Raw genomic sequence first — 20,450 nt, 5'->3', positions numbered from 1 at the left:
CGGCTAGTCTGGCTGTTGACCACGCAGGGAGAGACTGTGACTGCTGAGCCGCGCGTGCTTTCGGGGCGCTATCGCATCGACGAGCTCATCGGACGCGGTGGCATGGCCAGCGTCTACCGCGGGTACGACCTGACGCTCGGCCGTGCCGTCGCGGTCAAGATCCTCGATCGCGAGCTCGCCGGCGACAACACCTTCCGCACGCGGTTCCGCCTCGAGGCGCAGGCCGCGTCGCGCATGGCCCACCCGACGATCGTGCGCGTGTACGACGCGGGCGAAGACACCGTGACCTATCCCGACGGCTCGATCCACCCGGTGCCGTACATCATCATGGAGCTCGTCAAGGGCTCACTGCTGAAGGACATCATCGCGGCCGGGCCGGTGCCCGTCACCGATGCGGTGCGCTACGTCGACGGCATCCTGGAAGCGCTCGAGTACTCCCACCGCGCCGGTGTCGTCCACCGTGACATCAAGCCCGGCAACGTCATGGTCACTCACGCCGGACAGGTGAAGGTCATGGACTTCGGCATCGCGCGCGCGGTGTCGGACAGCTCGTCGACCGTCGCCGAGACGACCGCCATCCTCGGCACGGCCGCATACTTCTCGCCCGAGCAGGCCAAGGGCGAGCCGGTCGATGCACGGGCCGACCTGTACTCGGCCGGCGTCGTCCTGTACGAGCTGCTCGCCGGTCGCCAGCCGTTCCGCGGCGAGTCGCCGGTCGCCGTCGCCTACCAGCACGTGAGCGAAGCGCCGCTGCCGCCGTCGGAGGTCAATGAGTCCGTGCCGCGGTCCCTCGACGCCGTCGCCCTGCGCGCCCTCGCCAAGGATCCGTACCAGCGCTACCAGGACGCCGCGAGCTTCCGCGAGGCGCTCGACGCCACCATCGACGGCCGGTCACCCAGCAAGCGGCAGGTCGGCGCGCTCACCAGCGAGCTGTACGGGCCGAACCCGAAGCAGGCCGCCGAGACCGCGCGCTCTCTCCGTCAGCTCAGCACCGACACGACGATGAAGCGCACGCAGGCCGGTCCGCCGGTCGCGTGGATCTGGGCGGGCGTCGGTGTGCTGGCGGTGCTGCTCATCTCGATCCTGTTCTGGGTGCTCTCGATCAACCCGGCCGAGAACGTGCCCGCCAATGCCCGCCTCGTGCCGGACGTGGCCGGGATGACCTACGACCGCGCCAACCAGGAGCTGCTCGACAACGAGCTTCTCTCGATCCGCGAAGACGTCGAGAACGGCGACGTGGCGGAGGGGATCGTCATCGGCACCGACCCGGAAGCGGGAGCGTCGGTCAACCCCGACCAGGCGATCACCGTCTACGTCTCGCTCGGGCAGGAGATGGCGACCGTCCCCGCCCTCACCGGACTCGGACAGGACGCCGCGTCCGCCGCTCTCGACGACGCCGGCCTCACACTCGGCTCGGTGACGCAGCGCAACGACGCCGCCCTCGCTGCCGGCACCGTGATCTCGGCCGATCAGGCCGAGGGCGCGAGCGTCGCCGTCGGCACGGTCGTGAACATCGTCGTGGCCTCCGGCAAGATCACGATCAACGACGTCACCGGCTACACGGTCGAGGCGGCCAAGCGCGAGCTCGAGGCGGTCGGGCTCACCGTGACGACCAAGGAAGATCCGTCGTGCCCCGCCGCCGCGCCGCCGACCGTGTCGACGCAGTCCCTCGCGCCGGGAGACGTGCCCGTCCACTCCACGATCGAGCTCGGGTTCTGCTCGGGAGAGTAGACGTCGTGCGCCGGGCCGGGGTCCGGATCAGCGACGCGGACTCAGCGCGGCGCCGCGGGAGGCGGCATCCGGGAATCCGACCGTCTCCAGCCAGTTGCCCAGCAGCCGGTGCCCGCCCTCGGTGAGCACGCTCTCGGGGTGGAACTGCACCCCCACGATCGGGGCGGTGCGATGCGCGACACCCATGATCACGCCCCCCGGCGTGCGGCTCGTCACGAGGAGCTCGTCGGGCAGCGTCTCGGGCACGATCGCGAGCGAGTGGTATCGGGTGGCCGTGAACGGGTCGGGGAGACCCCGGTACAGCGCACTGCCGTCGTGGTGCACCGGCGACGTCATGCCGTGCATGAGTTCGGGCGCGTGATCGACGGTGGCCCCGAAGGCCTCGCCGATGGCCTGGTGCCCGAGACAGACACCGAGGAGTGGGATGCCGCGCCCCGCGGCTGCGCGGACGACCGCGATCGACGCGCCGGCGTCTGCGGGGGCGCCGGGTCCGGGGGAGACGAGCACGCCCCGGTAGGGGGCGATCAGCTCGGCCGGGTCGGCGACGGCGTCCGCCTCCACAAGGTCGGTGTCGGCGCCGAGCTCGTGCAGATACCCGACCAGCGTGTGGACGAAGCTGTCGTGGTTGTCGACGACGAGGATCGGCGACGGGCTCATCGGCATGCGGTCACTCGACGGTGACTTCCTGCGGGTTGACGAACTGGCTGACCCACGGGAACGCGTAGAACACCAAGCCGTAGAGGACCGCGGCCGCGAGGATCACGAGGATGAGAACCCGCACCCACCACGGGCCGGGGAGGATCCGCCACAGTGCGGCGTACATCAGGCGATCACCGCCAATGACGCGGGCTCTCCGGCGGAGCGCGGGGTGAAAGACTCGAACACGCCGTAGGCGACGATGCGCTCGGCGAGCGAGTACATGGGGCTGCAGCTGGTCATGGTGATGTAGCTCGTTCCGGCGGGCACGTCGAGCTTCTGCGGCACGGGCAGCAGCACCTCGACCTCGTTGGGCGTCACGTACTCGAGCGTGCGGAACCGGTAGGTGTACCACCCGTCCTCGGTCTCGATCACGATGGCGTCGCCGACGCGCAGATCGGCGATGCGGTTGAACGGCTTGCCCCACGTCGTGCGGTGGGCGGCGACCGCGAAGTTCCCGGCCTCGCCCGGCATGCTCGTGCCGGGGTAGTGGCCGATGCCGATCGGGTCGAGCGTGATGGGGCGGGTCACCCCGCCCGCCATGGGCACGGCGTAGTCGTCGCCGAAGCGAGGGATGTGCATCACCCCGAAACGCTCGCCGTCGCCGGGCTCATCGAGGATGATCGGCTCGGCCGTCACCGGCTCATCGGGGGCGGCGGCGTCGGGCTCATTGGTGCCCGGATACGCCTCGGCCCATTCCTGCGAGAGCTCGTGACCGGTCGCGTTGCGCTCGGCGCCGTAGATCAGGTCGCCGACCCACAGCTGCCAGATGACATAGAGGAGCACGATGACACCGGCGGTGATCAGCAGCTCGCCGAGGACGCCGATGACGGAGGTGCGGTGCTTCGCACGCGTGCGTGAGCGACGGGGTCCGGCATCCCCCAGGCCGCCGGCGACAGCTTCCTCCACAGATGGATTCTAGCCAGCGCACGCTGAGGGGCGCCTGGCAGTTAGACTTCTCGCATGGCACGACCCGGCAAAGAGGACGACTCGCTCGTCGAACGCGCAGAAGGCGAGGCTGCACCCAACCCGGTGTGGTTCAAGCCGATCATGATCGGCCTGATGCTGGTCGGACTCGTATGGGTGCTCGTCTTCTACCTGAGCGGCATGCGCTACCCGATCCCCGGCATCGACGCCTGGAACCTCGTGATCGGATTCGGCATCGCCTTCCTCGGCTTCCTGATGACCACCCGCTGGCGATAGCCCGCATCTACGACGACTCGAAAAGCCCCGGCTCGACCGGGGCTTTTCGCTGTGTGGACTTGTTAACAAGGTTGTTAACAGATGTGAATTACACCGGTGTGATTCATCCCCATGTGTGGATGAACCTGTGGATAACTCTGGTCAGCGCAACACGAGACCGGGCGCGAACACCGGGACGAGCAGCAGTGCGACGAGCCCGAGGAACACCGCCACGAGAAGCGCGATCTGGAGCCCGCGGCGCTCGCGCGACCGCGTGCGGGTGAAGATGAACGCCACCAGGAGACCGGTCAGCAGGCCGCCGACGTGGGCCTGCCACGACACGTTGAACCCCGGAACGAATCCGATGGCCAGGTTCACCGCGAGGATGATCGCGATGCCGCCGATGTTGGCGCCGATGTGCCGGCCGATCACGAAGAGCGCTCCGAAGAGCCCGAAGATGGCACCGGATGCTCCGACCACCGGCGTCAGGAACGACAGCAGAGTCACCGCCACCGAACCGCCGAGCGCGCTCAGCAGGTACAGCGTGACGAACCGCCAGCGCCCGAGCAGTGGCTCGAGGCTGCGACCGATCATCCACAGCGCCAGCATGTTGAGGCCGACGTGGAAGAAGCTGCCGTGCACGAGCGCGGCTGTCAGCAGCCGCCACGGCTCGAAGCGCCCGGTGAGTTCGGGGTACAGCGCCGGCGCGAAGTAGAGCAGGTTCTGCTGAATGGTCGAGCCGATGCCCGGGATCAGCGTGAGCAGGTAGACGAAGAGCGTGATCCCGATGATCGAGTACGTGACGAGCGGCCGCGTGTCGGCCACCGCCACCGGGCGCGATCGTGACCACCGACGCTCCGCCTTCCGCTGCGCGGGCGAGGCGGCCTTCTGTTGGTCGCGCAGGCACTCCGGGCAGATGACGCCCACTGCGGCGGGAGTCTGGCACTCGGGGCAGATCGTGCGCAGGCACCGCTGGCAGAGCACGAAGCTCTGCCGGTCGGGGTGCCGGTAGCAGAAGTTGTCGCTGTTGCGACGGAGATCGTCAGCGGTCACGACGCGGCGGAGGCCTCAGGCCGCGGCGATGTCGACGGACTGCAGCACGACGGGCTCGATCGGGCGGTCGCCCGCGGCCGTCGGCACCTCGGCGATCGTGTCGACGACGGCCTTCGAGGCGTCGTCGGCGACCTCGCCGAAGATCGTGTGCTTGCCCTGCAGCCACTCCGGTCCGCGGCCGCCCTGGCCGGGGACCGTGATGAAGAACTGCGAGCCGTTCGTTCCCTCGGCCTTGCCGGTGATCGCGTTGCGGCGCAGACCGGCGTTGGCCATCGCGAGCTTGTACGGCTCGGTGAAGGTGAGCTCGGGGCTGATCTCGTCGTTGAACGTGTACCCCGGTCCGCCCACGCCCTGGCCGAGCGGGTCGCCGCCCTGGATCATGAAGCCCGAGATGATGCGGTGGAAGACGACGTCCTTGTAGAGGGGACCCTCGCCGGGCTTGCCCGTGGCGGGGTGCGTCCAGGAACCCGTTCCGTCGGCGAGGCCGATGAAGTTCTGGACGGTGCGCGGTGCGTGGTCACCGAAGAGGTTGACGACGATGTCGCCGTAGTTGGTGTGGAAAGTGGCGACAGCGGTGGGAATCGGCATTGCTACATTCTTCCAGAGTTCTGTGCAACCCCTCCCGCCTCTGCGCACGTCTGGCAAGATGGATCGAACCAGATCCCCGGTTCGATCAGGAGGGCATCGTGAGCCTCAGCCGCAAGCGCAAGAAGGAACTCCGCAAGCTCCAGACGCAGGCGACCAGCCTGTGGGAGTCGCAGCAGGTCCTGGTCGGTGAGGCCGCCTCGGTCGCCCGGGAGGCCGGCCGTCAGCTCGGCCACCTCAACCGGGAGCAGGTCAAGCCGCGCGTCACCGCCGGCTACGAGACCTACGCGGCGCCCTACGTCGAGAAGGGCAAGCGCGTCGTCAACGACACGGTCATCCCCGCAGCGGGTGCCGTCGTCGGGTCCGCCATGTCGGTGTGGGATGCCGCGAACGACACGCGCTCCCGTCTGGCTTCGGGCCGCGGCCTCGACTTCTCGGCTTTCAAGAAGCCCGCGCCGGCACCGGTCAAGAAGGGCATGGGCGCCGGCGGTGTCATCGCCATCATCCTCGGTGTCGCAGCCGCTCTCGGCGTGCTGTACGCCGCGTGGCAGACGCTGCGCGCCGACGACGAGCTGTGGGTGGCCGACGACCCGCTGCGCGCACCGGATGCCTGATCCCCTCGACCGGGTGAAAGACGCGGCATCCGCTCGTGGCCTCGACATCGAGATCCGCGAGCGGCCCGTCGCCAACAGCCTCGCCGAGGCGGCCGAGATCCTCGGCATCGACCCCGCGGGCATCGTGAAGACCCTCGTGGTCAAACGCAGCGACGACACCTACCTGTTCGCGCTCGTGCCCGGCGATCGTGCGATCTCCTGGCCGAAGCTGAGGGCCGTCGTGGGGGTCAACAAGCTGCAGCTGCCCGACCCGCAGCGCGCCCTCGAGGCGACCGGCTACGAGCGGGGGACGATCGTCCCGATCGGGAGCACGCACGACTGGCCCGTCTACGCGGACGAGCAGATGGTGGGTCAGCGCGTCGCGATGGGGGCGGGTGCCCACGGCTACAGCCTCTTCGTCGACGCCGACGACCTCATCGCGACTTACGGGGCGACCGTGGCCGACATCTCGCAGGCCGCAGGGTAGCGGCATCCGATCGTTCAGATCCCCGCCATCTCGCGGGCGATGTCGACGAGCTTGACGCGCTGCAGGTCGTCGACCTCGGCGAGCGGGAACCAGCTCGCGCGATCCGTCGAGCCGTTCTTCTCGTTGCGCAGCTTGCCGCCGATGACGTGCGCCCGGTAGACGATGCGCAGGGTGTGCAGCGGTTCGGTCACGCCGGGAGTGAGGCGGCGACCTGGAGGGATGACCCGCGAGTGGATGCCGAGCAGTTCGTCGATCGCGACCTTGTAGCCGGTCTCTTCCCGAACCTCGCGGCACACCGCCCGCTCGGGATCCTCGCCGGGTTCGAGGCCTCCGCCGGGCATCGTCCACGCCGCGCGGCGGCCCTCGTTCCAGTGTGCGAGAAGCAGTCGGCCGTCATCGTCCATGACGACCGCGTAGGCCGCGACGCGCAGGTCCATGCTTCAGCCTAACGGGCGAACCCCTCCCGCGGACGGGAGGGGTTCACCGGTGCGCGACTCACGCTGCGACAGCGCCGATGGTCGGAGTCGTCGACGTGGTGTGGTGCGAGCTGCGACGCTCGCGGTACCGGTCGATCGCGATGATGCCGGCGCCGATCGCCACGAAGGCCACGAAGATCCCGACGATGTAGACGATCGCCGAACCCCACCCTCCGGGACCGTGCGGGTCGAGGAACGGGTACGGGTACCAGAACGGGGAAGCACCGGACGGGTCGGCGACCAGCTCTCCGCGGACCATCGTGTACGCCAGCCAGGTCAGCGGGTAGGCGGCGAACGCGGCCAGCCCCCACCACGGGATGCTGTGGCGCTTGGTCGCGAACAGCAGGTCTGCCAGGAAGTACAGCGGCAGCACCACGTGCAGCATCTCGATCGCGTACGTGTCGAGCATCGCGATCCCCGCCGAGTCGCTCAGTGCGGCACCGCTCGGTCCGCCTCGCAGCAGGACGTTGTACACCACCCCGAGCAGCAGCATCGGTGCGGTGACGACGCCCATCGCCAATGCGATCGCCAGTGGCTCGCGCGCCGCGTGCGGGTGCATCCGCGCCCACACCGCTGCTGCTGTGAGAGCAGCGACGCTCATCAGCGTGGACACGATCGTGAACATGCTGAAGTAGTTGGCGAGGACGACCGCGAGGTCCTGTCCCTGCCGGGTCGCGCGGTCGACGTTGACGATATAGCCGGCGGCTACACCTGACAGCCCGGCAGCCGCGGCTGCGAGCCTCATCCATGACCAGTACATCTGCCTGCCCCTTCCCAGTCGAACTATCTGTGCCCCAAGTTCGTGAGGAAGGTCTATCGCTGGTCGTACATCCTGCGCTGAGACGCTGTCGTCGGAATCCGACGACGAAAGCCCGGCGGACGGCATCCGTTGTGTGGGACATACATAATGTCCACCGATTGGGGGACGTTTCCGACAAACGCTTTCCGCGGGGTCTCTGAGAAAGAAGAAAGGACCGACCCTTCGGGCCGGTCCTTCTCGCGTTGTGGAGCCTAGGAGATTCGAACTCCTGACATCCTGCTTGCAAAGCAGGCGCTCTACCAACTGAGCTAAGGCCCCGGGGCTGTGGATTTGGTGGGGCTACCAGGACTTGAACCTGGGACCTCTTCATTATCAGTGAAGCGCTCTAACCGCCTGAGCTATAGCCCCGTCTGCTGCGACGCTTTCGCGTCATCAACCTCAGAGACTTTACCCGACCCGCGCCGTTTTCACGAATCGGCGGCGGACGCGCGAACGGGTCCGATCGTCGATCGGACCCGTTCGGCGAAGCGGTGTCAGTTCGAGGTGAAGCCGACGAGCAGACCGCCCGTGACCTTGACCGCCAGGTTGTAGATTCCGGCGAGCACAGCGCCCAGCACGGTGACCACGATGAGGTTGAGGATCGCGACGATCGCCGAGAACGCCAGCACCTGCGGCAGGCTCACGAAGTTCGAGAGCAGGATGGTGCCGTCGGTGAAGTTGCCGAAGAACTCGTCGGCACGCGTGATGACGTTGGTCGCCTGGAGCACGAAGAAGACGAGGACGAACGAGACCACCGTCACCACCGCGATCGCGATCGCGGCGAGGAACGACAGCTTCACTGCCGACCAGAAGTCGATGTACACCAGGCGCAGACGGACCTGCTTGGCGGACGTGCGGTGGGTGGACTTCTTGGCGAGCTTGTCGGCTACCGTGCTCATGCGTCAGTACTCTCTTCGGGGGTCTCGGGAGAGGCCTCGGGGGGTGTGCCGGACTCCTGGTCGGCGGCCTCTGCGTTGTCGGCCAAGCCCCGCTCACCGTTTCGTGCGATCGCGATGATGCGATCCTCGTCTGCGGCACGGGCGAACACGACACCCATGGTGTCGCGGCCCTTGGCTGGGACCTCGGCCACGGCAGAGCGTACCACCTTGCCGCTGGCAAGAACCACAAGGACCTCGTCGTCTTCGGACACCATCAGACCGCCGGCGAGATCGCCGCGATCCTCACTGAGACGGGCCACCTTGATGCCGAGTCCGCCGCGGTTCTGCAGGCGGTACTGGGCGACTTCGGTGCGCTTCGCATAGCCGCCCTCGGTCACGACGAACACGAACTGGTCGTCGCGCGCGACCGACGCCGAGAGCAGCGTGTCGCCGGCGCGGAAGTCCATGCCCTTCACTCCGGAGGTGGAGCGACCCATCGGGCGGAGAGCCCCGTCGGTCGCCGAGAACCGCAGCGACATGCCGTGGCGGCTGATGAGCAGGATGTCGTCGCCCTCGTCGACGAGCAGGGCACTGACGACCTCGTCCTCCGCACCGTTCGGCTCGTCGGTCACCTCGTCCTCGTCGCCGCCGTTTCCGCGCAGCTTGATCGCGATGATGCCACCCTGGCGGTTGGTGTCGTAGTCGGTGAGGCGGGTCTTCTTCACCAGGCCGTTCCGCGTGGCGAGCACGAGGTAGGTCGCCACCGAGTAGTCGCGGATGTCGAGGATCTGCGCGATCTCTTCGTCCGGCTGCAGCGCGAGCAGGTTGGCGACGTGCTGACCCTTCGCGTCGCGGCCTGCCTCCGGCACTTCGTAGGCCTTCGCCCGGTAGACGCGACCCTTGTTCGTGAAGAACAGCAGCCAGTGATGCGTCGTGGTGACGAAGAAGTGCTCGACGACGTCATCGGCGCGCAGCTGCGCCCCCTTGACGCCCTTGCCGCCGCGGTGCTGCGAGCGGTAGTTGTCGCTGCGCGTGCGCTTGATGTAGCCCGCGCGGGTGACCGAGATCACCATCTCCTCTTCGGGGATGAGGTCCTCGATCGACATGTCGCCGTCGTAGCCGGGCATGATCTGCGTGCGGCGGTCGTCGCCGAAGCGGTCGACGATCGCGGTCAGCTCTTCGCGGACGATGGCGCGCTGGCGCTCGGGCTTCGCCAGGATCTCCTTGTAGTCCGCGATGAGCGTCTCGAGCTCTGCGGCCTGGTCGATGATCTTCTGACGTTCGAGCGCGGCAAGGCGACGCAGCTGCATCTGCAGGATCGCGTCGGCCTGGTCGTCGTCGATCTCGAGGAGCTTCTTCAGTCCGTCGCGCGCGTCATCGACCGTCGGCGATCGCCGGATGAGCGCGATGACCTCGTCGAGGGCGTCGAGAGCCTTGAGGTAGCCGCGCAGGATGTGCATGCGCTTCTCGGCCTCGCGCAGACGGAACGTCGTGCGTCGCACGATCACTTCGATCTGGTGCTCGAGCCACAGCGTGATGAAGCTGTCGAGCGGCAGAGTGCGCGGCACGTTGTCGACGATCGCCAGCATGTTGGCGCCGAAGTTGTCCTGCAGCTGGGTGTGCTTGTAGAGGTTGTTCAGCACGACCTTCGCGACGGCGTCGCGCTTGAGCACGACCACCAGGCGCTGACCGGTGCGGTCCGACGTCTCGTCACGGATGTCGGCGATTCCCGTGATCTTGCCGTCGCGGGCGAGGTCGCCGATCTTCACCGCCAGGTTGTCGGGGTTGACCTGGTACGGCAGTTCGGTGATCACCAGGCACGTCCGGCCCTGGATCTCTTCGATCGCGACGACCGCGCGCATGGTGATCGAGCCGCGACCGGTGCGGTACGCCTCGCGGATGCCCTTGGTCCCGAGGATCTGCGCTCCCGTCGGGAAATCGGGGCCGGGGATGCGCTCCATGAGCGCGTCGAGGAGCTCCTCGCGCGAGGCATCCGGGTGCTCCAGCGCCCACAGGGCACCGGCCGACACCTCGCGCAGGTTGTGCGGCGGGATGTTCGTGGCCATGCCGACCGCGATGCCGACCGAACCGTTGACGAGGAGGTTGGGGAACCGCGACGGCAGAACGGACGGCTCCTGCGTCTGACCGTCGTAGTTGTCGTGGAAGTCGACGGTCTCCTCTTCGATGTCGCGCACCATCTCGAGCGCGAGCTGAGCCATCTTGGTCTCGGTGTACCGAGGAGCGGCAGCGCCCATGTTCCCCGGGGAGCCGAAGTTGCCCTGGCCCTGAGCGAGCGGGTACCGCAGCGACCACGGCTGCACGAGGCGGACGAGCGCGTCGTAGATGGCGCTGTCACCGTGCGGGTGGTACTGCCCCATCACCTCGCCGACCACACGGGCGCACTTGGAGAACGACTTGTCGGGACGGAACCCGCCGTCGTACATGCCGTAGATCACGCGGCGGTGGACCGGCTTGAGTCCGTCACGGACATCCGGCAGCGCGCGGCCGATGATGACCGCCATCGCGTAGTCGAGGTAGCTGCGCTGCATCTCGAGCTGCAGATCGACCTGATCGATGCGGCCGTGCTCGTGGTCCGCGTTCATGTCCGGACGCTCGTCTTCTGCCATCTCTCGTCTTTCGTTCTATGCGTTTCGTGTCGCTCCGCGTGCGCGCGACGGACGCTTCCGCCGCGCGAGGCGCTAGATGTCGAGGAAGCGGACGTCTTTGGCGTTGCGCTGGATGAACGTGCGGCGGGATTCCACGTCCTCGCCCATCAGCACGGAGAAGACCTCGTCGGCCGCTGCGGCGTCGTCGATTGTCACCTGCCGCAGCGTGCGGGTCGTGTGGTCCATCGTGGTCTCCCACAGTTCCTTGGCGTTCATCTCGCCGAGGCCCTTGTAGCGCTGGATGCCGGAGTCCTTCGGGATCCGCTTGCCGTTGGCGAGGCCGTCGGCCAGGAGCGCGTCGCGCTCCTTGTCGGAGTAGACGTACTCGTGCGGCGCATTGGTCCACTTGAGCCGGAACAGCGGAGGCATCGCGAGGTAGACGAAGCCGGCCTCGATCAGTCCGCGCATGTAGCGGAACAGCATGGTGAGCAGCAGCGTGGTGATGTGCTGGCCGTCGACGTCGGCATCCGCCATCAGCACGATCTTGTGATAGCGCGCCTTGGCGATATCGAAGTCCTCGCCGATTCCCGTGCCGAAGGCCTGGATCATGGCCTGGACTTCCTTGTTCGACAGAGCCTTGTCGAGGCGCGCGCGCTCGACGTTGAGGATCTTGCCGCGCAGGGCCAGGATCGCCTGCGTGTGCGGGTCGCGGCCGGAGACCGCCGAACCGCCGGCCGAGTCACCCTCGACGAGGAAGATCTCGCTGATCGACGGGTCTTTGCTCGTGCAGTCCTTGAGCTTGTCGGGCATTGCCGCCGACTCGAACACGCTCTTGCGGCGCGCCGTCTCGCGGGCCTTCCGTGCGGCCATGCGGGCCGTGGCCGCGTCGATCGCCTTCGTGATGACGCGCTTGGCCTGCACCGGGTTGCGGTCGAGCCAGTCCGCGAGCTGGTCGCCGACGATCTTCTGCACGAACGCCTTGGCCTCGGTGTTGCCGAGCTTGGTCTTGGTCTGACCCTCGAACTGCGGCTCGGAGAGCTTCACCGAGATGACGGCGGTGAGACCCTCGCGGATGTCGTCGCCGGTGAGGTTGTCGTCCTTCTCCTTGAGGAGGTTCTTCTCGCGCGCGTACGCGTTCATGCGCGTCGTGAGCGCTGCGCGGAAGCCCTCTTCGTGCGTGCCGCCCTCGTGGGTGTTGATCGTGTTCGCGAAGGTGAACACGTTCTCCGTGTAGCTGGTGGTCCACTGCATCGCGAGTTCGAGCGAGATGTGGCGGACGGTGTCCTCCGACTCGATCTCGATGATCTCGTCGTTGACGACGTCGGCGTGGCGGACCTTGTTGAGGTATTCGACGTAGTCGACGAGACCGCGCTCGTACAGGAAGTCGTCGTGCGGCTGCCGCTCCTCGGATCCGCCGTCCTTCGCGTCGGCGACGTAGGCCGATCCGGGACGCTGGTCACTGAAGATGATGCGCAGTCCCTTGTTGAGGAATGCGGTCTGCTGGAAGCGGGTGCGCAGCGTGTCGTAGTCGAAGTGGACGGACTCGAAGATCGTTTCGTCGGGCCAGAACTCGATGGTCGTGCCGGTCTCATCGGTCTCTTCGCCCTTCGCGAGCGGCGCCTGGGGCTGGCCGCCATCGCGGTAGGACTGACGCCATGCCGAACCCTGACGCTTGACCTCGACCTCGAGGCGCGACGAGAGCGCGTTCACCACCGACGAGCCGACACCGTGCAGACCGCCCGAGACGGCATAGCCGCCACCGCCGAACTTGCCACCGGCATGCAGCACGGTGAGGACGACCTCGACGGTCGACTTGCCCTCGCTGCGGTGCATGTCGACCGGGATACCGCGCCCGTTGTCGACGACACGGACGCCGCCGTCGGGCAGGATCGTCACCTCGATGGTGTCGCAGTAGCCGGCCAGCGCCTCGTCGACCGAGTTGTCGACGATCTCGTACACCAGGTGGTGGAGACCGCGTTCACCGGTCGACCCGATGTACATGCCGGGGCGCTTGCGGACGGCTTCGAGGCCCTCGAGCACCTGAATGGCGTCTGCCCCGTATTCGCTGGGAGCCCGGTTGGGCGTTTCAGGTTCCTCAGGAACGTTGTCGGGGGTGTCGGACGTCATCTTCGCGGGGTCTCCGGATCCTTCGATAGGGACCCGGACAGTCTATCGGTTCACGGGGGCGGCACGAGCGTTACACGCCTCTGTGAGGCTCTGAAAGCACCTCAAACGCCTCCGACCGTCACTTATCCGTAGGTATCGCGTGGGCCACGCCCTGGAATCGTTCTGGGACCCCATTTCCAGGAGGGGACGTCCGGCCCGATGAAACGGATCGCGTCGACCCCCGCCTCGGGGAAACGCCGGACGATCTCCGAGAGGATGTGCGCGCGCATCAGCTGAAGCTGCTTCGCCCACGCCGTCGAGTCCGCCTGGACGGTGAGCGTGCCCTCCGAGAACGCGACCGGACGGGTATGCCGCGCAGTGTCTTCGCCGGCGACGTCCGACCACGCCCGCACCACGTCTTCGCGCGCCAGCTCCTTGTCCCAGCCGGCCTCGCGGGTGAGCGCGGCCAGGACGTCGCCGACGCCGCGCGGGTCTCGCCCCGGGGTGAAGGGAGCGTTCTCGTCGTCGACCACCCGTCGCCGGCGCTTGCGGAAGGATCGCGCCGACGGCTCGAGTCCGCGCAGGCGAAGGTAGGTCGCGACCGTCTCCGGGACGGAGGCGGAGGAAGGAGCGGATGCTTCGCCCTCGGCGCGGGCGTCGGGATCAGGCATCCGCCGCCTCCAGAATCGTGCCCGCCTCGACACGGACGATCCGCGCGCGCAGCGCCGACGGGACGTCTTCTTCCACGGCCGCGGTCACGACGACCTGCTCATACCCGCCGGCAAGCAGCGCAAGACGCGCGCGGCGGTCGGCGTCGAGCTCGGCGAACACGTCGTCGAGGATGAGCACCGGATCGCCGAGGCGTGATTCGGCGCGCAGCAGCTCGGCCGACGCGAGCCGCAGCGCGAGCGCGACCGACCACGATTCGCCGTGCGATGCGTAGCCCTTGACCGGCAGGCCGCGCACCCGGAGCACGAGGTCGTCACGATGCGGACCGACCAGCGTCAGGCCGCGCTCGAGCTCGGCGGTGCGACGAGCAGCCAGCGCCTGGCGGAAGAGATCCGCGATACGAGAACCGGATGCCTCGGCGGCAGGCACGGCCGCGCCCTCTTCCGGGTCCCCGCCGGCGACCGACAGTGCCCAGACAGCCTCGGGACGGTGATCCGCTCCGGCGATCGCGGCGTACGCGGCAGCGAGCGGTTCGGCGAGATCGGCGGCGAGACCGAGGCGCGCTTCGATGAGCTCGGTCCCGAGTGCGACGAGCTTGTCGTCCCACACGTCGAGGGTGGTGAGTGCGTCACCGCGGATGCCGCGCGCCTTCGCGGACTTGAGCAGGGCGGTGCGCTGTTTGAGGACGCGCTCGTAGTCCGCGAGCACACCGGCCATGCGCGGTGCCCGCTGCACCAGGAGCTGGTCGGCGAAACGGCGCCGAGCCGACGGATCACCTCGGACGATCTGCAGGTCTTCGGGGGCGAACAGCACGACCTGCGCGTAGCGCGGGAGTTCGGTTGGTTTGACGGGCGCCCCGTTGACCCGGGCCTTGTTGGAACCCTGCCGGTTCAGCTGCGCCTCGAGGAGCACCCGGCGGTCGCCGTGGGCGAGGCGGGCGCGGATGATCGCGGCATCCGCGCCATCACGCACCATCGGTGCGTCGTTCGACACACGGTGCGAGCCGAGCGTCGCGAAGAAGCCGATCGCCTCGGCGAGATTGGTCTTGCCCTGACCGTTGCGGCCCACGAAGACGTTGGGGCCGGGTGCGAGCGTGACGTCGGCGACCGCGTAGTTGCGGAAGTCGACGAGACTCAGCTGCTCCACGATCACCGGTCAAGCCTAATGAGCGGCGGCGACGTCCTGGTCGGTTCGGGTCGGCACCGCTGCGCGGTGTAGGTCCGCTGCGCGGGTGGCGACGCGTCGAGGCGTGGCGAGGAAGGGTGGTGGATCAGCGCAGGAGGAGGTTCGGCTGCAGCAGGTAGCGGAACGAGTCCGCGCCGGCCTTGTCGACGGACGTCTGCGGCGTGATCAGCACGGGACTCAGCTTGTTGGCGTTGTCGCTCGAGGTGAACGTGATGCGCACGAATTCGCTCTTCACGGCGCTCAGCGACTCGAGCAGGTACTGCGGGTTCAGTCCGAGCGTGACGTCCTCGCCGACCAGGTTCGCGTCGACGGACTCGGTCGCCCGCGCCTGCTCGGTGCCCGAGGCATCCATCGACACGCTGTCGGTCGTGAACGTGAAACGCAGCGGTGCGGACCGATCGAGCACGAGCGACACACGGCGCACGGCTTCGGCGAGCTCGGCGGTGTTCACGACCGCGTGGTGCTCGGTCGCCTCGGGGAAGAGCCGGCGCACGGGCGGGAAGTTGCCCTTGATCAGCAGCGAAGTGACGGTCTTGTTGCCTGCGGTGAACGCGATGATCTCGCGGTCGCCGGAACCCGAGAACGCGATCGAGATGTCGCCGCCGTGCGCGAAGGTCTTGCCGACCTCGGTCAGGGTGCGCGCCGGCACCAGCGCGGTGGTCGACTCGTCGGACGCTGTTCCGCCGCCGTCCCAGGGGATCTCACGGAGCGCGACGCGGTAACGGTCGGTCGCGACGAGGCTGAGCCCCGTGCCCGAGACCTCGAGCTGCACGCCGGTGAGGACCGGGGTCACGTCGTCGCGCGACGCCGCGAAGGCGACCTGTGCGATCGCGGTCGCGAAGTCCTCGGACGGGACGAGACCGGAGTCGCCGGTGACCTCGGGGATCGCGGGGTACTCCTGCACCGGCATGGATGCGAGCGTGAAGCGCGCCGAACCGCAGGTCAGCAGGATGCCGCCGTCGTCATCGACCTCGACTTGGATCGGAGCGTTGGGGAGCCGGCTCGCGATCTCGGAGAGCAGCCGGCCGTGGACGAGGATGGTGCCCGGGTCGTCGACTGTGGCTTCGATGGTCGTGCGAGCGGATGCCTCGTAGTCGAAGGCGGCGAGCGAGAGCCCTTCATCGGATGCCTCGATCAGCACGCCGGCGAGGATCGGCTGCGGATTCCGCTGCGGGAGGAGCTTGACGACGAATGACACGGCTTCGCTGAACACATCGCGATTGACGTGGAACTTCACGGATGCTCCCTCGACTGCGGTTGGGCCTCCAATGCTAGTGGTAGGCCGTGACGATGCCAGTCCCGAATGGGACGCGGCATCCCTCCACCGGTCTTTCCACCGTCAAGGTGATCGGACCGGGATTCTTCAAATACTTCTTGTCATGGTGTTAACGGCTGTGGAAACTGTGGACAACTCAGCCGATCCCAGACGAGAGTTGGGAATCACATCTCTGTGAGATGTGGAGGGGCTGCGGAGGGCGTCCGGGAGAGCTCGAGCGCGACGCGATGCGTTCCGACATTCATCCACAGGCTTGCACTCGTCGCCCACAGCGTTTCCGCAGGCTTGTGGAGTTATCCACAGGTTTTCCACACTGTGAAGAACGCGAATAATGGCCCTGTCCGAGCCCGGCTGTCAAGCACCTCTTGCGGCATATGACCGCACCACGGATCAGCGGCCGTTGCGGCCCAGCTGGGCGGTGATCTCGGACACCTGGTTGTAGATCGAGCGGCGCTCTTTCATGAGGTCGCTGATCTTCTTGTACGCGTACATCACGGTCGTGTGATCGCGGTTTCCGAACAGCTGGCCGATCTTCGGCAGTGAGAGGCTGGTGCGCTCACGGCACAGGTACATGGCGATCTGCCGAGCGGTCGCGACCGACTGCGAACGGCTGGAGCCGTAGAGGTCGTCGACGGTGAGCTTGAAGTACTGTGCGGTCGCCGTGATGATGTCAGTCGGCGAGATGACGTTCGCGTCGTCCTGGTCGACGATGTCGCGCAGCACGGTCTGGGCGAGCGACATGTCGAGGGTCGACCGGTTGAGGCTGGCGAACGCGGAGACGCGGATGAGGGCGCCCTCGAGCTCGCGGATGTTCGACGAGACCACCGTTGCGATGTACTCGAGCACCTCGTCCGGAATGTGGAGGCGCTCGGACTGCGCCTTCTTGCGGAGGATGGCGATGCGCGTTTCGAGGTCGGGCGCCTGCACATCGGTGATGAGGCCCCACTCGAACCGGCTGCGCATGCGGTCCTCGAAGCCGGTCAGATGCTTCGGCGGCACATCGCTCGTGATCACGACCTGTTTGTCGTGGTCGTGCAGCGTGTTGAACGTGTGGAAGAACGCTTCCTGGGTCTCGGCGCGGCCCTGGAGGAACTGGATGTCATCGATCAGCAGGACGTCGACGTCGCGGTACCGCGCCTGGAATGCGGATCCGCGGTTGTTGGCGATCGAGTTGATGAAGTCGTTCGTGAACTCCTCGCTCGAGACATAGCGGACGCGGATGCCGCTGTAGAGGCTCATCGCGTACTCGCCGATGGCGTGCAGGAGGTGCGTCTTGCCGAGGCCGGAGTCCCCGTAGATGAACAGCGGGTTGTACGCCTTGGCCGGCGCTTCGGCCACCGCGACCGCGGCGGCATGCGCGAAGCGGTTGGACTGACCGATGACGAAGTTGTCGAAGGTGTACTTCGGGTTGAGGCGCGTATCGCTGCGGGAGCCGGCGGATGCGGCATCCGGAGCCTCTTCGCGCTGCGGGTGCAGGACGGCCGCCGGTGCGGCGGTCGGCTGCGAGATCGACTGCGCGGTGGACTGCACCGGGATGGGGGCGGTGACGTGCGCGTCGACGAGTTCGGGGTTGACCACCACGCGGAACGTGCTGGCGCGCTGAGCGTCGTCCTGCTCGACGTTGGCGAGCGCCTCCATGATCGGCGTGCGCATGCGCTTGGTGAACTGCGCGGCGGTGAGGTCGTTGGGGACGTCGAGGTAGAGCGTTCCGCCCATGACCCCCTGCGGCACTGCGAGGCTCAGGAAGCCGTGGAGCTGCGGGGTGATCCGCTCGTCGCGGGTGAGCTCATCGAGCACGGTCGTCCAGACGGGAACATCTGGAATTTCGTGCGGTGTCATGGCCCCCCCGGGTTGTTGATGAGTCCACCGGAGGCCGCGGAACGAGTGCATCGGGCCTGTGGATAACTGCCGGAGCAACGCTAGTTCGCGGGCGTCCCCGGAGCAAACTCCACTGTAGATCGGGTGGGTGTGTCGTTGCCAGGGTCGATGTGCCGGTCCGTGGATAATGGCCGGCCCGCGGCCTCGGTTTGAGTTCTCAGGCGGCTCGGCGTACCCTAAATCGGTTGACTTATGCCCTCGCGGCAGTCCCTTTGTACATAGCGTCCCCGGTCTCAGACTCCCGGTGACACCTGATCCGGAAGTGATCCCATGAGCAAGCGCACCTTCCAGCCCAACAACCGCCGCCGCGCCAAGAAGCACGGCTTCCGTGCCCGCATGCGCACCCGCGCCGGTCGCGCCATCCTCTCGGCTCGTCGCGGCAAGGGCCGCACCGAGCTCTCGGCCTGACCCCCGAGCGGTGCTGGCGAGGCCGAACCGACTCACCCGCGGAGCGGAGTACAAGGCCGTCGTCCGTCGGGGCCGTCGGTGTGCCGGAGCGCACACCGTGACCTACGTGAACAGCGCCGTGGCCGATGGCCCGGCGCGGTTCGGTTTCATCGTCAGCAAGCAGGTGGGCGGCGCCGTCGTGCGCAACACCGTCCGTCGGCGCCTCAAGGCTCTGTGCGCGGAGGCGCTGCCCGCCGTGCGTGACGGCAACGACATCGTGATCCGCGCGCTGCCCAGTGCGGCGACTGCTCCGTTCAGTGAACTCCGCGACGAGGTCGCCCGATGCCTGGCCCGGAGGGCGGCATGAGCGTTCTGCCGGCGTACGCCCTCGGCGACGCGCACTTCGAGGCCTCCGGCTCGCTTCGCGCTGTGCCCCTGCTCCCCCGCAACGCCGTTCTCGCGCTGCTGCATGGCTACCGCGCCACGATCTCGCACACGTACGGCGACGTCTGCAAGTACTTCCCGTCGTGCTCTGCCTATGCGGTCGGCGCCGTTCAGCAGCATGGCGCGATGAAGGGAGCGGCGCTCACCGCCGCCCGGCTCGCCCGCTGTCACCCCTGGGCGGTGGGCGGCGTCGATGACGTCCCGCCGCACGCGAACTTCCGGCACGCGCTGACCCCTCGCGGGTTCGTCGTGCCAGTCCCCTCTGGAAAGGACTGATCCTCCGCATGGATCTCTTGCTGGCCTCCACCCCGACACCTGCACCCACAGACGGTGGCTTCGACCTGATCGGCACCATCCTGTGGCCCCTCAAGTGGGCGGTCGAGGCCGTGCTCGTCGCCTGGCACTGGCTCTTCACCGCGATCGGCCTTCCGCCGGCAGACGGCATCACCTGGGTGCTGTCGATCGTCGGCCTGGTGATCGTGGTGCGCTCGGCGCTGATTCCGCTGTTCGTGAAGCAGATCAAGAGCCAGCGCAAGATGATGGAAATCGCCCCTGAACTGCGAAAAGTTCAGGAGAAGTACAAGGGGAAGCGCGACCAGCTCTCCCGCGAGGCGATGAGCCGCGAGACCATGGCGCTGTACAAGAAGCACGGCACCACGCCCGTCTCGAGTTGCCTTCCGCTGCTCGTCCAGATGCCGATCTTCTTCGCGCTGTTCAGCGTGCTGAACGACGTCACGAAGCACGCGAACGCGGGCATCGGCGGTGTCGGACTGCTGAGTGCCGAGCTCACGCAGGAGTTCTACAACGCGAAGCTCTTCGGCGTCGCGTCGCTGCACGAGACCCTGATCGATGCCGTCAACACCGGCAACACCGCCGCGATCGCCATCCTCGCGACGCTCGTGGTGCTCATGATCGCGTCGCAGTTCTTCACGCAGCTGCAGATCATCTCGAAGAACCTCTCCCCCGAGGCCAAGACCGGCCAGGCCTACCAGATGCAGAAGATCATGCTCTGGGTCCTGCCCTTCGCCTTCGTCTTTTCGGGCGTCTTCTTCCCGCTCGGTGTCGTCATCTACTGGTTCGTGTCGAACCTGTGGACGATGGGCCAGCAGTTCCTCGTCATCCGCGAGATGCCGACCCCCGGCTCCGAGGCCGCCAAGGAGCGCGAGGAGCGACTGGCTCGCAAGGGCAAGGCGATCGACTCGTCCGGCAAGGTCGTGCCGATGGAGAAGTACCTCGCCGAGCAGAAGCGTCTGTACGAAGAGGCCGAGCGTGCGCGCGCCGCAACCCCGAAGCGCCAGCAGCCGGTGAGCAAGCAGCGCGCCAAGAAGCAGGCGCAGAAGCAGCAGAAGCCCTCGGACAGCGACAGCCCCGGGAATGCCGCGGGCTCCTGAGGCCTGCCCCTCTCTTGACCAACGCCGA

At 67.4% G+C, this 20,450-nt stretch carries 22 protein-coding genes and 2 tRNA genes; 8 read left to right on the top strand and 16 right to left on the bottom strand.

Features of this window, described 5'->3' with window-relative positions; genetic code table 11:
- Positions 1-36: 36 nt before the first annotated feature.
- A complete protein-coding gene (gene pknB, locus H9622_RS05540) occupies positions 37-1,731 on the top strand; it encodes a Stk1 family PASTA domain-containing Ser/Thr kinase (RefSeq protein WP_191764997.1) in 1,695 nt (564 codons plus the stop codon).
- Between the two features lie 27 nt (positions 1,732-1,758).
- Here pknB and H9622_RS05535 read toward each other — a convergent pair whose 3' ends face one another.
- From H9622_RS05535 to H9622_RS05525, 3 genes are read right to left on the bottom strand one after another with little or no spacing between them, the layout of a single operon-like run.
- Complete coding sequence (locus H9622_RS05535; RefSeq protein ID WP_191764995.1) at positions 1,759-2,394, bottom strand: anthranilate synthase component II; 636 nt, start codon at positions 2,392-2,394, stop codon at positions 1,759-1,761.
- 4 nt (positions 2,395-2,398) lie between these two features.
- Entirely contained in the window at positions 2,399-2,554 is a 156-nt protein-coding gene (locus H9622_RS05530) for a hypothetical protein (RefSeq protein ID WP_191764993.1), read from the bottom strand.
- Positions 2,554-3,336 carry a class E sortase gene (locus tag H9622_RS05525; protein WP_318247037.1) on the bottom strand — a complete coding sequence of 261 codons (783 nt, stop codon included), beginning with the start codon at positions 3,334-3,336 and terminating at the stop codon, positions 2,554-2,556. The genes H9622_RS05530 and H9622_RS05525 overlap by 1 nt, the downstream gene beginning before the upstream one ends.
- A 54-nt stretch (positions 3,337-3,390) precedes the next feature.
- Here H9622_RS05525 and H9622_RS05520 point away from each other — a divergent pair, with 54 nt between their 5' ends.
- Positions 3,391-3,630 (top strand): cell division protein CrgA, encoded by a 240-nt coding sequence (locus H9622_RS05520; protein ID WP_191764991.1) that lies wholly within the window; start codon positions 3,391-3,393, stop codon positions 3,628-3,630.
- Between the two features lie 141 nt (positions 3,631-3,771).
- Here H9622_RS05520 and H9622_RS05515 read toward each other — a convergent pair whose 3' ends face one another.
- Together H9622_RS05515 and H9622_RS05510 are read right to left on the bottom strand one after the other, a co-directional pair.
- Positions 3,772-4,662 (bottom strand): rhomboid family intramembrane serine protease, encoded by an 891-nt coding sequence (locus H9622_RS05515; RefSeq protein WP_191764989.1) that lies wholly within the window; start codon positions 4,660-4,662, stop codon positions 3,772-3,774.
- Positions 4,663-4,677: 15 nt separating this feature from the next.
- Positions 4,678-5,250, bottom strand: a complete 573-nt coding sequence (locus H9622_RS05510; protein ID WP_191764987.1) for a peptidylprolyl isomerase — start codon at positions 5,248-5,250, stop codon at positions 4,678-4,680.
- Between the two features lie 98 nt (positions 5,251-5,348).
- On the opposite strand from H9622_RS05510, the gene H9622_RS05505 reads away from it, so the two are divergent.
- Together H9622_RS05505 and H9622_RS05500 are read left to right on the top strand one after the other, a co-directional pair.
- The gene (locus H9622_RS05505) at positions 5,349-5,861 is read left to right on the top strand and encodes a DNA helicase (protein ID WP_191764985.1); all 513 of its coding nucleotides are present in this window, start codon (positions 5,349-5,351) and stop codon (positions 5,859-5,861) included.
- Positions 5,854-6,327 (top strand): aminoacyl-tRNA deacylase, encoded by a 474-nt coding sequence (locus H9622_RS05500; protein WP_191764983.1) that lies wholly within the window; start codon positions 5,854-5,856, stop codon positions 6,325-6,327. The genes H9622_RS05505 and H9622_RS05500 overlap by 8 nt, the downstream gene beginning before the upstream one ends.
- A 14-nt stretch (positions 6,328-6,341) precedes the next feature.
- On the opposite strand, the gene H9622_RS05495 is transcribed toward H9622_RS05500, so the two are convergent.
- The 11 genes from H9622_RS05495 to dnaA all read right to left on the bottom strand — a co-directional run bounded on the left by H9622_RS05495 (position 6,342) and on the right by dnaA (position 18,161).
- Positions 6,342-6,764, bottom strand: a complete 423-nt coding sequence (locus H9622_RS05495; RefSeq protein WP_191764981.1) for an NUDIX hydrolase — start codon at positions 6,762-6,764, stop codon at positions 6,342-6,344.
- A 58-nt stretch (positions 6,765-6,822) separates the two neighbouring features.
- Positions 6,823-7,548, bottom strand: coding sequence for a Pr6Pr family membrane protein (locus H9622_RS05490; protein WP_191764979.1), 726 nt, complete (start codon positions 7,546-7,548; stop codon positions 6,823-6,825).
- Between the two features lie 260 nt (positions 7,549-7,808).
- Positions 7,809-7,881 (bottom strand) — tRNA-Ala (locus tag H9622_RS05485).
- Between the two features lie 13 nt (positions 7,882-7,894).
- Positions 7,895-7,971, bottom strand: a tRNA-Ile gene (locus tag H9622_RS05480).
- A gap of 125 nt (positions 7,972-8,096) precedes the next feature.
- Positions 8,097-8,501, bottom strand: coding sequence for a DUF3566 domain-containing protein (locus H9622_RS05475; protein ID WP_191764977.1), 405 nt, complete (start codon positions 8,499-8,501; stop codon positions 8,097-8,099).
- Positions 8,498-11,107 (bottom strand): DNA gyrase subunit A, encoded by a 2,610-nt coding sequence (gene gyrA, locus H9622_RS05470; RefSeq protein ID WP_191764975.1) that lies wholly within the window; start codon positions 11,105-11,107, stop codon positions 8,498-8,500. The genes H9622_RS05475 and gyrA overlap by 4 nt, the downstream gene beginning before the upstream one ends.
- Before the next feature lie 72 nt (positions 11,108-11,179).
- Positions 11,180-13,213: a DNA topoisomerase (ATP-hydrolyzing) subunit B gene (gyrB, locus tag H9622_RS05465; protein ID WP_191764974.1), complete on the bottom strand. Its 2,034-nt coding sequence runs from the start codon at positions 13,211-13,213 to the stop codon at positions 11,180-11,182.
- Between the two features lie 122 nt (positions 13,214-13,335).
- A complete protein-coding gene (locus H9622_RS05460) occupies positions 13,336-13,863 on the bottom strand; it encodes a DUF721 domain-containing protein (protein ID WP_191764972.1) in 528 nt (175 codons plus the stop codon).
- A complete protein-coding gene (gene recF, locus H9622_RS05455; protein ID WP_191764970.1) occupies positions 13,856-15,013 on the bottom strand; it encodes a DNA replication/repair protein RecF in 1,158 nt (385 codons plus the stop codon). Before recF ends, H9622_RS05460 begins: the two co-directional genes overlap by 8 nt.
- Before the next feature lie 118 nt (positions 15,014-15,131).
- Positions 15,132-16,283 carry a DNA polymerase III subunit beta gene (dnaN, locus tag H9622_RS05450; RefSeq protein ID WP_191764968.1) on the bottom strand — a complete coding sequence of 384 codons (1,152 nt, stop codon included), beginning with the start codon at positions 16,281-16,283 and terminating at the stop codon, positions 15,132-15,134.
- Between the two features lie 429 nt (positions 16,284-16,712).
- Positions 16,713-18,161: a chromosomal replication initiator protein DnaA gene (gene dnaA / locus H9622_RS05445; protein WP_191764966.1), complete on the bottom strand. Its 1,449-nt coding sequence runs from the start codon at positions 18,159-18,161 to the stop codon at positions 16,713-16,715.
- A 309-nt stretch (positions 18,162-18,470) separates the two neighbouring features.
- Here dnaA and rpmH point away from each other — a divergent pair, with 309 nt between their 5' ends.
- The 4 genes from rpmH to yidC are packed head-to-tail and all read left to right on the top strand — an operon-like array spanning position 18,471 to position 20,422.
- On the top strand, positions 18,471-18,608 hold the full coding sequence (rpmH, locus tag H9622_RS05440; protein ID WP_036304730.1) for a 50S ribosomal protein L34: 138 nt from the start codon (positions 18,471-18,473) through the stop codon (positions 18,606-18,608).
- Positions 18,609-18,618: 10 nt separating this feature from the next.
- Positions 18,619-18,954 carry a ribonuclease P protein component gene (gene rnpA, locus H9622_RS05435; protein ID WP_191764964.1) on the top strand — a complete coding sequence of 112 codons (336 nt, stop codon included), beginning with the start codon at positions 18,619-18,621 and terminating at the stop codon, positions 18,952-18,954.
- Positions 18,951-19,307 (top strand): membrane protein insertion efficiency factor YidD, encoded by a 357-nt coding sequence (gene yidD / locus H9622_RS05430; protein WP_191764962.1) that lies wholly within the window; start codon positions 18,951-18,953, stop codon positions 19,305-19,307. The genes rnpA and yidD overlap by 4 nt, the downstream gene beginning before the upstream one ends.
- 8 nt (positions 19,308-19,315) lie before the next feature.
- Complete coding sequence (gene yidC / locus H9622_RS05425; protein ID WP_191764960.1) at positions 19,316-20,422, top strand: membrane protein insertase YidC; 1,107 nt, start codon at positions 19,316-19,318, stop codon at positions 20,420-20,422.
- Positions 20,423-20,450: the final 28 nt, after the last annotated feature.

It is taken from the genome of Microbacterium gallinarum (assembly GCF_014837165.1).
GTDB classification, from domain to species: domain Bacteria; phylum Actinomycetota; class Actinomycetes; order Actinomycetales; family Microbacteriaceae; genus Microbacterium; species Microbacterium gallinarum.
Note: the sequence above shows the minus strand (reverse complement) of the source record. Positions and strands in the feature narration are given on the sequence as shown.

Bases quoted from the DNA above. Each gene is read 5' to 3' on its own strand.
- rpmH (WP_036304730.1), top strand. From the start codon at position 18,471: ATGAGCAAGCGCACCTTCCAGCCCAACAACCGCCGCCGCGCCAAGAAG.
- H9622_RS05490 (WP_191764979.1), bottom strand. From the start codon at position 7,548: ATGAGGCTCGCAGCCGCGGCTGCCGGGCTGTCAGGTGTAGCCGCCGGC.
- yidD (WP_191764962.1), top strand. From the start codon at position 18,951: ATGAGCGTTCTGCCGGCGTACGCCCTCGGCGACGCGCACTTCGAGGCC.
- H9622_RS05510 (WP_191764987.1), bottom strand. From the start codon at position 5,250: ATGCCGATTCCCACCGCTGTCGCCACTTTCCACACCAACTACGGCGAC.
- gyrB (WP_191764974.1), bottom strand. From the start codon at position 13,213: ATGACGTCCGACACCCCCGACAACGTTCCTGAGGAACCTGAAACGCCC.
- gyrA (WP_191764975.1), bottom strand. From the start codon at position 11,107: ATGGCAGAAGACGAGCGTCCGGACATGAACGCGGACCACGAGCACGGC.
- H9622_RS05530 (WP_191764993.1), bottom strand. From the start codon at position 2,554: ATGTACGCCGCACTGTGGCGGATCCTCCCCGGCCCGTGGTGGGTGCGG.
- H9622_RS05535 (WP_191764995.1), bottom strand. From the start codon at position 2,394: ATGCCGATGAGCCCGTCGCCGATCCTCGTCGTCGACAACCACGACAGC.
- dnaA (WP_191764966.1), bottom strand. From the start codon at position 18,161: ATGACACCGCACGAAATTCCAGATGTTCCCGTCTGGACGACCGTGCTC.
- H9622_RS05520 (WP_191764991.1), top strand. From the start codon at position 3,391: ATGGCACGACCCGGCAAAGAGGACGACTCGCTCGTCGAACGCGCAGAA.
- yidC (WP_191764960.1), top strand. From the start codon at position 19,316: ATGGATCTCTTGCTGGCCTCCACCCCGACACCTGCACCCACAGACGGT.
- H9622_RS05475 (WP_191764977.1), bottom strand. From the start codon at position 8,501: ATGAGCACGGTAGCCGACAAGCTCGCCAAGAAGTCCACCCACCGCACG.
- H9622_RS05495 (WP_191764981.1), bottom strand. From the start codon at position 6,764: ATGGACCTGCGCGTCGCGGCCTACGCGGTCGTCATGGACGATGACGGC.
- H9622_RS05460 (WP_191764972.1), bottom strand. From the start codon at position 13,863: ATGCCTGATCCCGACGCCCGCGCCGAGGGCGAAGCATCCGCTCCTTCC.
- H9622_RS05500 (WP_191764983.1), top strand. From the start codon at position 5,854: ATGCCTGATCCCCTCGACCGGGTGAAAGACGCGGCATCCGCTCGTGGC.